Below are 12,219 nucleotides of genomic sequence, written 5' to 3' on the forward strand. Positions count from 1 at the left end.
GTCTCCACGCTTCCCAACCCCCACGCGCCCCGCTAGTCTCGCCGGATGCCCCTCGACCCGCAGCGCCTCGCCCGTGTTCGCGCCCATTTCCTGGCGGCTGCCGCGCTCGTCACCGGGTGCGGCGGGAGCTCCGCGCCGGACCACACCATCAACCAGGCGGTTCCCTCCGACCACGTCCCGCCGACGCCGACCGCGGCGCCCACCGAGTCATCGTCCTCCGCGACCCCGCCGGACGCTCCTCCGAGCGACGGACCGCTGACGACACCGATGCACGTGAACACGCCCCCGACGGCGCCCTCCGCGTCGTCCTCCGCGACCGCGCCGCAAGCTCCGACCCCGGGGCCGCCGGTGCACCTCAACACGCCGGCGCGCTCGAAGCCGTGACGCGAGCGACATCCCCCGCCGCCCCCCTCGCTCGCCCGCGGCCACGCCCCATCCCCTCATGAACACCGCGTTCCCTCTCGGCACCACCGAGCGGCTCTTCGCGACGCTCCACCGCCGCTTCCTCGATCGCCATTACCCCGCGCCCCCGTGGGACCGCCTCGACCCGGCGGCGCTCCCGCCGGCCGACGTCGAGATCGCCCGCCAGGCGTGGGCAGCGCGAGCGGTCGCCGAATACCGATCCATGATCGTCTTCGGCGAGCTCATCGCCCGCTTCGCCGAGCTGCGCTTGCCCCTGGAGGTCACGACCGCGGCCTCGCGCCTCCTCCAGGACGAGGCGCGACACACCGAGCTGTGCGCGCGCGCGGCCGAGGCGCTCGGCGGCAACCATGGAGCGACGCTCGCCCCCTCAGATCTCCAGCTCCCGCGAAACGGCCTCCCGGCCCATCTCTTCGTCGCCCGGTGGACCGCATCGATGTTCTGCGTGGGCGAATCCGCGTCCGTCGGCATCCTCGACGTCCTCCAGCAGCACACCACCGATCCTTGCCTGCAGGTCGTCGTGGGCACCCTCCTTCGGGACGAGATCCTCCACGACCGATTCGGCTGGGCGCTCGCGCGCCTCGTCTTTCCGCGCCTCACCGAGGACGAGCGCGACTGGCTCGCCGCCGATCTGGCGTTCTCGCTTGCGCACTACGACCGCATCCACGCCGGCGCCTCGCGCGCCGACGGCGAGCCGTTGCCCGAGGCGCCCCCGCCCGCCGGCCCGAACCTCGGAATCCCCTCGCGCCCGGCCGCGGCGCGCGCCTTCTACGAGCGGATTGACCGCGTGATCCTCCCCTCGTTTGCCGCGCTAGGCGTACCGGCGTACGAGGCATGGGCGTTGCGCCTCGAGGTCCCGGCCCAGACCGAGAATCGCTGAGAGGGCACTCGCCGTCTCAAGCGCGAAACACACGAGACACGGGCTCTCCGATCAGCGCCGCGAGGAGCCGCTCGCCCTCGGGCCACGGCCCGAAGCCGGCGTCGACGTTGATGTGCCCACACGACCCCGCATGGATGAGCCGGCTCCCCCAGGCGCGCGCGAGGGCTTCGGCTCGCTCCGGGGTACAGTACGGGTCGTTCGAGCTCGCGACGACCATCGAGGGGAACGGCAGCCTGACGCTGGGCAACGGGTGGAACGTTGACGCGTCGCGCGGATAGCTCGGCGATTCAGTGTCGGCCGGCGCGACGAGGAGCGCGGCGCGCACGGGCCGCGCGCGCAGGGCCGCCCAGTGGACCACCGTGCTGACGCCGCAGCTGTGCGCGACGAGCACCGGGGGCTCAGCGCTGGCGGCGACCGCCCCGTCGAGCGCCTCGACCCACGCGCGTCGGTCAGGGTGATCCCAGTCGGGCATCTCCACACGGCGCGCGAAGGAGAGCTTCTGCTCCCAGAGCGTCTGCCAGTGGCGAGGGCCGGAGCCGCTGTAGCCAGGGACGATGAGAAGCGAAAGCATCGTGACAAGACCTCCCCGCGAAGGAAGATAGTACAGAGGAAGCGGTTGAAAATCACCTCGTCACCACCCAGCAGACCCCGGAGCGAAATCGACCCCCTCCGACGCGTGGACAAACCGTTGATATGGCTCGCTTTTCCAGCAGGGAACCAGGGCGCCTAGAAAAATATACGTTCGGCCGTCCGCGGGTCGCCCCCGAGCGTCGCGGCTCATGTCCTCGGCATCCCAGGTGCCGTCGAACCGCTCGTGTCCTCGCGCGAAAAGCGGGAACGATCCTGATCATCTGCTGTTCGGTGGGAAAGCAGCCGGAGGCATGCGGTGAGCGACGAGCACGGGAAGCTGGTCGAGGCGGCAGCGGAAGAGCAGCGCGCCCGCACGTTCTTGCTCCAGATCCCGGACACGATGAACGAGATCCCCTTCATCGCGTTCTGCCCGATCACGCTCGTGGGCTTCTTCCTGTGGTTCAAGCTCGGCGCCATCGTTGCCATCGCAGGGTGCCTGCTCCTGCTGCTGGCGACCTTTCAGCTCCTCGAGCGGCTTCGACCGAAGCTCGTCGTGGGGGCTGACGGCATCCTCATCCGGCGTTTCCTGTCCCGGCGACTCATTCGATACGACGAGATCGTCTCCGTCGACGAGGAACAGCGCACCATGGAAACAGACGATGGGCAAACCACGAGTTGGAGCACCTCGTCCATCGTGAGAATCGGGCTCGTGGGCGGCGGCTTCGTCGATCTCACGACCTGGCGATTCGGCTCACCACAACCGGAGTACACAGGGCCGCTCGATGCTGTGGGCGGCGAGATCATGCTCGAGATCCAGCGCCAGCGCGACGCCTGGAACGCGCGCCGGGGGCATGCGCACGAGGAAGCGCTCGCGCGGAGGGGCCGGAGCGGCGCAGCCTGGCTCAACGCGCTGCGCAGGCTCACCGCGAGCACCGCGGGCGCCTACTGCGCGATCACCGTGGACCGGCTCCGGGCCCTGCTCGACGATCCGCACGCACCTGCGGTCACACGGACCGCAGCCGCCGTCGCCCTCTACCGTTTCGACCACGAGCGAGCGCGACAGCGGCTGCGGATCGCCGCCGCCTCCGTGGCCAGCCCGGAGACCCGCGGAGGGCTCGAGCGCGTCGCCGATGCCACCGACGATGTCGCGCTCGCGGAGGCGCTCGAGTCCCTGCACGACAAGGACTCCAGATTGGAGCGCATCGAGGACCCGCCCGCGGGCAAGCGCCGGCGCGGTTGCGGCCCCTCGACGCGTGGGTAAGCCGTTGAGGCAGCGCGGCGCGCCCCGCCGCGTGCCCTGATGGGGCCGAGGTAGCCCAGGCGCGCCGGGTTCGTTCGATCTGCACGACCCGTGGCAGGTGCGGTGCGGCTTCTCTTTCGCCTCCTGGCTCGCAGGCGCAGTCGCCGCTGGGACCGCAACCCCTCGCCGGCGACGACCGAGGCGCACTGCAGCCCCCGCATGGGACTTCCATGTTCCTCGATTCCTGTGTAAATATACCAGATGCTGGCGGCGCTGGATGTCGAATCGCCGCCGGCAGGATTCTCTTGATTGCGAACAACGTATGACCTTACCGCGAAAGGTGTTTCAATGAATCAAGGATCGTCTTCGGGGCGCCTGCCCAGGAGCCGCATCGAGCGCTCCCTGTCTGTCCTTCTCTGTGCGCCCGTGGTGGCGCTCGCGATTGCCGGTTGCGGCGGCGCGGATTCCTCCTCTTCCTCCGAGGCTGACGAGTCCACGCCGAACGGGGACGAGATCATGAGCTGGGAGGAGTTCAAGGCGAACGTCCACCGCGACCCGGAGCGCGGGGTCTACATCATCGCCGACGAGCAGGGGCTCAACGACGCGGAGCTGCGTGTCGTCTACGAGCGCTATGTCAAGACCGGGGCGCTCGTCGTGAAGCCGCTCGGACGGCGCTGACCACGCCTCGCAGGGAAGAGCACCGAGCTCTTCGTCGTGAACAACACGTTCGTCAACGAGCGCCCGAACGGCGGCACGTTCCTCAACATCGGCTCGGGCGCGGTCCCCGCGGTCGTCCGGAACAACCTCTTCGTCGAACCGGGAACGCTGACGAACCAGGGCAACGCGAGCCTCGGGACGAACTTCCAGGGTGAGCCGATGTTCGTCGACCAGGCCGCGTTCGACTACCGGCTGCAGGACGGCTCGCCCTGCGTGGACAAGGGCGAGGTGCCGGGGATGAGCGGCGGGATCGATCTGCCCCCCAGGTTTCACTACGTGCACCCTGCCGGGTCCACGGGACGCACGACGGTCGGCGCGCTCGACATCGGCGCCTACGAGGTCGGCGGTGAGGGGGGCTCGGACGGCAGCGGCGGGAGCGGAGGCGCCGGCGGGCGTGGAGGCGCGCGTGAAGCCCGGTAGCTGGGCACGAGCGCGCCCTCATCCAGTCGTCGAGGCTACCCTATCCTGGCGTGGATCTGCAGCACGTTCCAGTCGAAGCCCGGCTGGGGGACGACGCGAAACGCGCGCTCCTTGTTCTCATCCGCGTCGAGCGCCTCGCGCAGCCGAAACAGCGTGTCTTGCGCAGCGCCGACTCTCCGCTTCAGCGACCGGGTGATGGGCTGATCGATGGGCGGGTGCAGGAGCCACCAGAAATCTGTGTCGCTGTTGGTCGCGAATACCTTGATGACGTCGACGCCCGACGTGCTCCCGGAGCGCAGCATCGCCTCGATCGCGAACCAGAGATGCGCCCCGGTTTCCATGGCGATGTAACTCCCCATAGAAGGATCGAGAGGCATCATGGGGACGATGCTCCAATCTCCCTCTCCGAGGTCGACGACCGTCACATAGACGCGACTTTCGCTGCCGTTCTCGACATGAACGAACGTGTAGGCGCCGGCTCTCAGGGCGTAGGCGTCACCGCTCCGTTCGATCACGCTCCCGCCTACGATCGGATCGCCTGGCGACCACGTTGACGGGGGCGTGAGGAGCTCGACTCGGTCGTGCCGAGAGGGACGCGGTCTTCATGCGCGGAACCGCTGCGGTCGCCGACCGGAGAGGACGGCGGGCAACGTCGTCGGCGTCACGGCTTCGGTCGAGCCGGGGTGTTGAGGTGCGTCGGCCGGCCCGGGGTCGGTACGTGGGGCGAAGGCCGACGCGCGGCCGCGGAGGACGACGCCGCAGGGGGCGTCGGCAGCGTCGGCGGTGGCGTGTTCACGTCCATCGCCGCCTTGCCCGGCCCGTCGTCCGTACGGCCCGCCGGGGGCTCCTGGGGAGTCGCGGTGGGCTCCGGCGGGGTCGCAGCGGAGGACGCCGCGGGCGCTGTCGCGGTGGGCGTCGGCGGGGCGTCGTCCACGGAAGGGGGTTCGTTGATCGTGTGGTCCGGCGCGGAGCTCGCGCCGCACCCGGCGGTGACGAGCGCGGCAGCCGCCAGGAAATGGGCGCGAACACGGGCGAGGCGCTGCGGGTCGAGGGACATCCGGCGAGATTAGCGAGGCGCGCCGGCGTTTGGGAAGAACGGAAACGGGAGCGGGGCGCGCGGGTTTTCAGGGAGCCGACCGGATGCTCGGGCGCCTCGGCCTCTCCGGCGCGTGCGCGAGGGCTCGCAGGCACGGCCCCTTCGCCATGGGCTCACGTCTACGCGGGTGGGGGCCTCCCCACGATGTCCTCGGCCCCCCGGCAACTCGGCTTCTCGCACCGCGGGCGCGAGGAGGCGATGCTACTGGACGCAGGTGCCGTCCTTCGTGCGGTCGTTCGTCGGGTAGCAGTGATAGGACGTCTGGCCTTGCGGCGCCCCGCCCTGCGTGGATCCATCCAGGCAGCACGACTTTCCGAGCCAGTGTTGCTGCGAGCTCTCGGCTGTCCAGTTGCACGCGTCGCCCGCCTTCACGCACGTCGGCTTCCGGCAGGTGCCGATGCCGGTGTTCTTGTCTTTCACGCACCGGGCTCTCCACGAGAAGTGGCTGGTATAGGGCGCGTCGTCCACCCCGTTCTCGCAGCATTCCACGTCCGAATCGCACCGGCCTTCATTCTGGGGCACGCAGGCGGGATACACCCCTGACGGGACGGGCCAGACGGTCTTCCCCATAGCCGGGGTCAGGACCGGTTGGCCGTCGACCTGCTGCGTGGTCCCGGCCAGCGTGGTGCGGCAGATGGGCTCGAGCTCCTTGACGGCCGCTTCCGAGAGGGCCCGGTACGAGTTGAGCGACCCCTTGTTCGCGTCGAGCCAGCTCGGCGCGATGCTCGCCCTGCTGTTCGGCGTGTTGGCCATGAGCCCCATGATCTTCTGCTCGGCCCAGAGCAGGCAGCTGCACATCTTCTCCGGATCCGAGGCGCTCGGCAGGTTGACGGGCCATACCATGACCGACGCATCGTGATGGTTCAGGATGTGGTCGGCCTTGGGGTGCGCCTGGCGGAGGAGGCGATCGAATACGTTGGACGCGGAGCCCGTATAGTACTGCTGTCCGACGTTGGGTAAGGTGCCGGTGAGGTGGTAGATGCCGAGCGTGCGAGGCAGATCGCGCCTGAGCGTATAGCGCTCACGGCCGTAGTCGATGCCCCGGCGGATCGCGTTCTGGCCGCCGGCTGGCGGCGGCGACGGCACGTCCTGGCTCGGCCGCAGATCCCAGTGCCACCCCCACAGATTCCGGCTCGAGGGGATGTCGTTCGGGCCTGGTCTGTCGAGCTTCCGCAGCTCGCGCTGCGCGCGCTCCGCCTCGGTCTCCGGATTGTTCTGCCGCTGCCGGGCGAGGAAAGCGTTGTATTCCTCGGTGGTCTCGAGGATCTTCAGCTTGTCGCCGAGGATGACGCGGACCCGGGAAGGCTTGATGTCTTTGCACACGGCCGCCATGTTGGCCGCCTCCTCTTCCGAGACCGGAGGCCGATCGTTGAGCACGCCGTCGTTCCCCGGCCACGTGCTCGTCGCGACCATGGCGCGCTGCTCCCAGTAGCGCACGCACATGCACGCGCTGTTGCTCGGGAAGTCGGCGAAGCGGAGCTCCCAGATCAGCACCACGAGATCCTTGGCGTTTTCGAGCAGGGGCACGCCCGGAGCATGCGAGCTGACATCGCTGATCGGGTGCTTGGGATCCGTCAGACGATTGCGCAGGTTCCACGACGAGCCTACGTACCTGAAGGCCTTGTCGAAGCCGTTCGACTGAGCCTTCACGGAGTAGACGAAGTAGACCCCGGAGCCCGGGGGCAGCTTGCTGCGCAAGAGCGCGAGCGGTGCCCCGGGCTGCGGCGGCGACGTGCCGACCGATTGGGCCTTGGGCTGCGAGGTCGCCTTCTGCGCCTTCGGCTTCTTCTGAGCTTTTTGCGCCTTCGGCGCCTGCGCGTGCGCGACCACGAGCGCCGCGCTGCCGAGCATGAGGCCGAGGGCCGTCAGGAGAGCTGCTAACCATCTGCTATGCGCGCGCATGGAAGCTCCTGCGTATCCTCGATCGTCCATGGCCGCGGGGGATCGAACCTCACGGACCCGCGCGCACGCGGTCGTCTTTCGATCCATGGCGCGACACATGGCGTCGGGAACACGTGCGTCCAGGGAACGCGACGGCTCACGCTCGTGTCAAGAGCGCGCTCGCCCCTCCGGTACCGCGGGTCCCATCGGATGCCTCACGCCGCGCCAGCCAGCGACAGGGCGAGCCAGTCGTCGAAGCGCGTCGGCATGACGCGCGCGCCGTCGTCGGGGGTGAGCGACCGATCGTCGATCCGGAGACCAAAATAGGGCGCCTCTGCGTCGGCGATCACCTCGCGGCGGTCCTTCTTCGCGCTCAGGTACTTGCCGACGAACTCGGCGAGCGGGCGCCTCTCGGGGCCGGCCACCTCGAGGATGCCATTCACGGGCGCCCCGAGCGCGACATCGGCCAGCGCCTCGGCGACGTCCTCGGCCGCGATCGGCTGCAGGTGCGCCGACGAGAGGCGGACCCGCTCAGCGTCAGCGCTGGAGCGCGCGATGCCGTCCATGAACTCGAAGAACTGCGTGGCCCGCAGGAGGGTGTAGGGGATCCCGGAGGCCTTGATCAGCGCCTCCTGCGCCATCTTCGCGCGAAAATAGCCGCTGCCGAGCATTCGATCGGTGCCGACCACCGAGAGCGCCACATGATGTTTGACGCCCGCAGCGGCCTCGGCGGCGAGCAGGTTGCGGCCCGAGGTCTCGAAGAAGGCGAGGACCGCCTTGTCCTCGAACGACGGCGAGTTCGCCACGTCGACCACGACCTCGGCGCCTGCGAGCGCTCCGGCGAGCCCTTCGCCCGTGAGGCAGTTGACGCCCGTGGAAGGCGACGCCGCGACGACCTCATGACCCTGCTGGCGGAGCCTGCGTACGAGCTTCGCCCCGATCAGGCCGGTTCCACCGATAACCACGATCTTCATATCTTTCTCCCTTGTCCGTCACGCGAGCGACCGGTGCCTTGCTCCTGTGACCCCGCGCTCGCCCTCAATGACGAGGTGGGTCTAGCTCGTGTGACATGGATCGAAGAAAAAATGACAGCCGCGCTGCCTCGTTTGGAGATCCCGCGCGGCGACCCGGATTCAGAACGGCGTGTCGCCTTCGTCCGGAACGATGATCGACTTCAGCGCCCCGTCCTGACAATCCGCCTGCAGGCGGAAGCCCTTCTCGGCGTCGGACAGATCGAACCGGTGCGTGACGATGGATTCGACGTCCACCGCCCCCTCGGCGACGAGGCGGATCGCCCGCGGGTACACGTGCCCCATGCGCCGGGAGAACTTGATCTTCAGCCCCTTGCGGCGGCACAGCGCCGCCGGCAGCGAATAGCGGTCGCCGTCGGGGATGCCCGCCAGCAGGATCCGCCCGCCGATGCGCGCGGCCTCGGCCGCGTGGTGGAAGCCCTCGGGCGAGTTCGTCGCCTCGAGCACGAGGTCGACGCCCCGGCCGCCCGTCCACTCCGCGACGGCCGCGAAGCTCGGCGCCGTGTCGTGCGCGCCCAGCCGGCGCGCGGCCTCGGCCCGGTAGGCGACGGGGTCGATCGCGAAGACGCGCTCGGCGCCGGCCAGGCGCGCGAGCTGGACAAGGCACAGGCCAATCGGCCCGCACCCCAGCACCACCACCGTCTCCTGCAGGTGGGGCCGCGCCAGGTCCATCGCGTGGACGGCGACGCCCAGCGGCTCCAGCATCACGGCCTTTCGCACCGAGAAGCCGCGGGGGACCGGCACGACCTGATCGGGGCGCACCGCCAGCCGCTCCGCCATGCCGCCGTGGAGCGGCGGCGCGCCCAGGAACTCCACGTGCGGGCACAGGTTCACGTGGCCGCGGTGGCACCACTCGCAGCGGCCGCAGGCGTGCGCGGGGTCGACCGCGACCAGCTGCCCCCTCGACAGGCCCAGCTCCGGGTGGTCGTCGACGACCCAGCCGGCGAACTCGTGCCCTGGCACGAAGGGGTCCCGGACCTGCGCCGCGCCGATCCCGCCCTCCAGGTAATAGTGCAGGTCGCTGCCGCAGATCCCGCAGCCCGCGACCTGGATCGTCACCATGCCCTCGCGCGGCCGCGGAGGTTCGACCTCGCCGAGCCGGACATCGCGGATGCCGTGAATGAAGGTTGCGCGCACCGTTCCAGACTCCCTTTCAAGGCTCCGCCGGCTCCCCGGCAGCGCCGCGCTGGACGGTTGTGCCCGCGCGATTCCCTACTGTAGTCTGCGCCGGTGATCGCTTGTCAATCCTGCGTTCCGGGGCGCTGACGGCGCCATGCAGGCCGACCTCGTCCTCGGTCTCGACCTGAGCACCACCGCCGCCAAGGCGGCGGCCTTCGACGTCCAGGGGCGCTTGCACGCCGCCGGCCGGGCGCCGCTCTCGCTGGCCCGGCCGGCTCCTGAGCGATTCGAGCAGGATCCCCGGGACTGGTGGGCCGCCCTGTGCCAGGCGGTCGCCAGCGTCACCGCCGCGGTGGACCCGGGCCGCATCGCGGGCCTCGCGATCGCGCACCAGCGCGAGACGTTCGCCTGCCTCGGTCCCGACGGCGAGCCGCTCCGCCCGGCCATGCTCTGGCTGGACGGGCGAGCGCGCGGGCACCTCGGCGCCGTGATCGACCGCATCGGGCAAGACCGCCTGAGGGCGCTGTCCGGGAAGGCCGCGGACTTCGGCCCGGCGCTGCCCAAGATCGCCTGGCTGGCCAGCGAGGAGCCGGAGACCCACCGCCGCACTGCCCTCTTCTGCGACGTGCAGGCCTACCTCGTGCAGGCGCTGACCGGTCGCGCCCGCACCAGCTGGGCGAGCGCCGACCCGCTCGCGCTCTTCGACATCGGCGCGCACCGCTGGTCCGAGGAGCTCTGCTCCGCCGCCGGCATCACGCCCGACCGACTGCCGGAGGCGCTCCCTCCCGGCGCGCTGCTCGGCGCGGTGTCGGCGGCCGCAGCGGCGGCGACCGGGCTGCGCGAGGGCACGCCGGTGCTGGCCGGCGGCGGCGATGGCCAGATGGCCGGGCTCGGCGTCGATGCCCTGGACCCGCGGCGCGCCTACCTGAACCTCGGCACGGCGGTGGTCTTCGGGGTCTTTTGCCCCGAGCCGCGGCATGACCCGGCGTGGCGGACCATGACGAGCGCCTCCGGCCGCGGCTACGTGCTGGAGAGCAGCCTGCGCAGCGGCGCGCTGCTCTCCGACTGGTACCTGCGCCGCCAGCTGGGCGTCGATCCGCGCGACGGGGCCGCGATGGCCGCGCTCGAGGCCGAGGCGGCGTCGCTCCCGCCCGGAAGCGACGGCCTGCTGCTCTTGCCCTACTGGGAGGGCGCCATGAACCCCCACTGGGATCCCGACGCCCGCGGCGCGATCCTGGGCCTCACGGACGCGCACGGGCGCGGCCACGTCTACCGCGCCCTGATCGAGGGCGTCGCGCTGGAGCAGGCGCTGGTGCTGGACCTGATGCGCGGCGCGGCGGGCGTCGAGGTCGCGGAGTTTGCCGCGGTCGGGGGCGTGGCCGCGAGCGACCTCTGGTGTGCCGTGATGGCCGATGTGACAGGCGTCGCCATCGAGCGGTCCGAGACGGTCGAGGCGGCGTGCCTGGGCGCCGCCATGTGCGCGGCCGCCGGCGCCGGGCTGGCCGGGAGCATCGAGGCGGCCGCGAGGGCGATGCGCGGGACCGCCACGGCGACGTTCCATCCCGATGCCGCGCGCCGGGGGCGCTACGCGGCGCTGCTGGGGATCTACCGGGACATGTATCCGCAGCTCTCGGGGCTGCTGCGCCGCCTCTCGGCCTTCACGAGGGCGTGAGCGCGCCCTCTCGCCGCAGGGCGCGATCCGCGGCGGCAGACCCGCGCTCAAGAAGGAGGCGCCGCTACCGACGCCTGCGCCCTGGGCAGCCGGTCGTTGGCCGGTATCGCTCAGCTCAGACCGCCGAGTACCTCGGCGAGCGACGCGGCGACGATGGCCCGCTCATGCCATCGCTCCAGAGTCTCCGGATCCTTCTCCGCCAGGATGCGCTCACGCACCACGTCCGGCACGGCAATGCCACGAACCCTGAGCGCGGTCAGCACGGCACGCGCCGCCTCCTCGGCGCGGCCTTCCTTCCGCTCCTCGGCCCGAAGTTTCCGCTCGTATTCCTCGAACCACGCCCGGATCTCTGCGCTCACATCGTCCTCCTCGTCCGTCGTCGGCTCATGGCTTGCGAACCGGAAGTGTACCAGCAGCGGCGTGGCGACGCTCTTCTCCCAGGCACCGTCCGGCAGGGCCGCTAGATCCGCCAGCGCCTCGCGAAAGCGGCGGCCTGACCCGAGCAGCCGCAGAAGCAGCGTGGCACGCGTCGGGGGCAGCTCGGCGAGCACCACCACGCGCATCGCCAGGCCCGGCACAGCCTGGTAGACGCCGGCCTGCGCCGGCTTGAACCCGTACGCGTCGAGCACCGTCTCAGGACGTCCCCGGCTGATGACGACCAGCGCAGGAAAGTCCACCGCCGGCAGCAAGGGCGCCTCGGTGTCCTCGTCCGGCGCGACGGAGCCGGCTGCAGCGCGGGCGCGACGTTCGAGTTCGTGGTGCCATGTCAGCTGCTTGCGCAGGCACCGCCGGACTAGCCGAAGGCTCGGCGTGCCGTGGAACGGCTCGAACAGGCTCGGCCCCGTCGAGAGCTCGCCGAGCAGTCCCATCCTGGCACGCTCCGCCTCCCGAGCTGGATCGGGCACGCAGTAGACGTCGATCTTCTGGGTAGCCGCCAGCACCTCGACCTCGGTTTGCGCCGCCGATACGAGGCTCAGCCCATCGCGCAGCAAGTTCTTGGAGAACTGGTCGGAGCGGTTGTGCATCGGCGCGCGACCCTATAACCCATGATCGCGGCGCGGACCACCATCTATCGACCCGGAGAGTCGAATCGTAGAATAGGCAGACTCGACGCGGTATTCGAGTGATGCCCGTAATGCCGCATGAACCGACCTGCACTTACTGACACGTCGA

The 12,219-nt window shown here is 70.4% G+C and carries 13 protein-coding genes; 6 read left to right on the forward strand and 7 right to left on the reverse strand.

Features of this window, described 5'->3' with window-relative positions; translation table 11 throughout:
- The first annotated feature begins 45 nt into the window (after nt 1-45).
- Nucleotides 46-384, forward strand: a complete 339-nt coding sequence (locus WME79_RS30170; protein WP_437521865.1) for a hypothetical protein — start codon at nt 46-48, stop codon at nt 382-384.
- 58 nt (nt 385-442) lie between these two features.
- On the forward strand, nt 443-1,300 hold the full coding sequence (locus WME79_RS30175) for a hypothetical protein (RefSeq protein WP_437521867.1): 858 nt from the start codon (nt 443-445) through the stop codon (nt 1,298-1,300).
- Between the two features lie 16 nt (nt 1,301-1,316).
- Here the strand turns inward: WME79_RS30175 and WME79_RS30180 are convergent, their stop codons facing one another.
- Nucleotides 1,317-1,871, reverse strand: coding sequence for an RBBP9/YdeN family alpha/beta hydrolase (locus WME79_RS30180; protein WP_437521869.1), 555 nt, complete (start codon nt 1,869-1,871; stop codon nt 1,317-1,319).
- 315 nt (nt 1,872-2,186) lie between these two features.
- Between WME79_RS30180 and WME79_RS30185 the strand changes: the two genes are divergently transcribed.
- The 3 genes from WME79_RS30185 (at nt 2,187) to WME79_RS30195 (ending at nt 4,247) form a co-directional block, all read left to right on the forward strand.
- Nucleotides 2,187-3,131, forward strand: coding sequence for a PH domain-containing protein (locus tag WME79_RS30185; RefSeq protein WP_437521871.1), 945 nt, complete (start codon nt 2,187-2,189; stop codon nt 3,129-3,131).
- A 327-nt stretch (nt 3,132-3,458) separates the two neighbouring features.
- Entirely contained in the window at nt 3,459-3,788 is a 330-nt protein-coding gene (locus WME79_RS30190) for a hypothetical protein (RefSeq protein WP_437521873.1), read from the forward strand.
- Between the two features lie 36 nt (nt 3,789-3,824).
- On the forward strand, nt 3,825-4,247 hold the full coding sequence (locus tag WME79_RS30195) for a hypothetical protein (protein ID WP_437521875.1): 423 nt from the start codon (nt 3,825-3,827) through the stop codon (nt 4,245-4,247).
- A gap of 35 nt (nt 4,248-4,282) precedes the next feature.
- On the opposite strand, the gene WME79_RS30200 is transcribed toward WME79_RS30195, so the two are convergent.
- The 5 genes from WME79_RS30200 to WME79_RS30220 form a co-directional block, all read right to left on the reverse strand.
- A complete protein-coding gene (locus tag WME79_RS30200; RefSeq protein WP_437521877.1) occupies nt 4,283-4,762 on the reverse strand; it encodes a hypothetical protein in 480 nt (159 codons plus the stop codon).
- A 146-nt stretch (nt 4,763-4,908) separates the two neighbouring features.
- Nucleotides 4,909-5,304, reverse strand: coding sequence for a hypothetical protein (locus tag WME79_RS30205; protein ID WP_437521879.1), 396 nt, complete (start codon nt 5,302-5,304; stop codon nt 4,909-4,911).
- 240 nt (nt 5,305-5,544) lie between these two features.
- Complete coding sequence (locus WME79_RS30210) at nt 5,545-7,194, reverse strand: hypothetical protein (protein ID WP_437521880.1); 1,650 nt, start codon at nt 7,192-7,194, stop codon at nt 5,545-5,547.
- Between the two features lie 245 nt (nt 7,195-7,439).
- Nucleotides 7,440-8,198, reverse strand: a complete 759-nt coding sequence (locus WME79_RS30215) for an SDR family oxidoreductase (RefSeq protein WP_437521882.1) — start codon at nt 8,196-8,198, stop codon at nt 7,440-7,442.
- 159 nt (nt 8,199-8,357) lie between these two features.
- A complete protein-coding gene (locus tag WME79_RS30220) occupies nt 8,358-9,392 on the reverse strand; it encodes a zinc-dependent alcohol dehydrogenase (RefSeq protein ID WP_437521884.1) in 1,035 nt (344 codons plus the stop codon).
- 136 nt (nt 9,393-9,528) lie between these two features.
- Here WME79_RS30220 and WME79_RS30225 point away from each other — a divergent pair, with 136 nt between their 5' ends.
- Nucleotides 9,529-11,046, forward strand: coding sequence for a xylulokinase (locus WME79_RS30225; protein WP_437521886.1), 1,518 nt, complete (start codon nt 9,529-9,531; stop codon nt 11,044-11,046).
- A 110-nt stretch (nt 11,047-11,156) separates the two neighbouring features.
- On the opposite strand, the gene WME79_RS30230 is transcribed toward WME79_RS30225, so the two are convergent.
- A complete protein-coding gene (locus WME79_RS30230) occupies nt 11,157-12,071 on the reverse strand; it encodes a hypothetical protein (protein ID WP_437521888.1) in 915 nt (304 codons plus the stop codon).
- Between the last annotated feature and the right edge of the window lie 148 nt (nt 12,072-12,219).

The organism is Sorangium sp. So ce726, assembly GCF_051521405.1.
Lineage (GTDB): Bacteria > Myxococcota_A > Polyangia > Polyangiales > Polyangiaceae > Sorangium.

Coding starts and splice junctions, on each gene's coding strand:
- WME79_RS30230 (WP_437521888.1), bottom strand. CDS start 12,071: ATGCACAACCGCTCCGACCAGTTCTCCAAGAACTTGCTGCGCGATGGG.
- WME79_RS30170 (WP_437521865.1), top strand. CDS start 46: ATGCCCCTCGACCCGCAGCGCCTCGCCCGTGTTCGCGCCCATTTCCTG.
- WME79_RS30210 (WP_437521880.1), bottom strand. CDS start 7,194: ATGCTCGGCAGCGCGGCGCTCGTGGTCGCGCACGCGCAGGCGCCGAAG.
- WME79_RS30180 (WP_437521869.1), bottom strand. CDS start 1,871: ATGCTTTCGCTTCTCATCGTCCCTGGCTACAGCGGCTCCGGCCCTCGC.
- WME79_RS30175 (WP_437521867.1), top strand. CDS start 443: ATGAACACCGCGTTCCCTCTCGGCACCACCGAGCGGCTCTTCGCGACG.
- WME79_RS30225 (WP_437521886.1), top strand. CDS start 9,529: ATGCAGGCCGACCTCGTCCTCGGTCTCGACCTGAGCACCACCGCCGCC.
- WME79_RS30205 (WP_437521879.1), bottom strand. CDS start 5,304: ATGTCCCTCGACCCGCAGCGCCTCGCCCGTGTTCGCGCCCATTTCCTG.
- WME79_RS30215 (WP_437521882.1), bottom strand. CDS start 8,198: ATGAAGATCGTGGTTATCGGTGGAACCGGCCTGATCGGGGCGAAGCTC.
- WME79_RS30190 (WP_437521873.1), top strand. CDS start 3,459: ATGAATCAAGGATCGTCTTCGGGGCGCCTGCCCAGGAGCCGCATCGAG.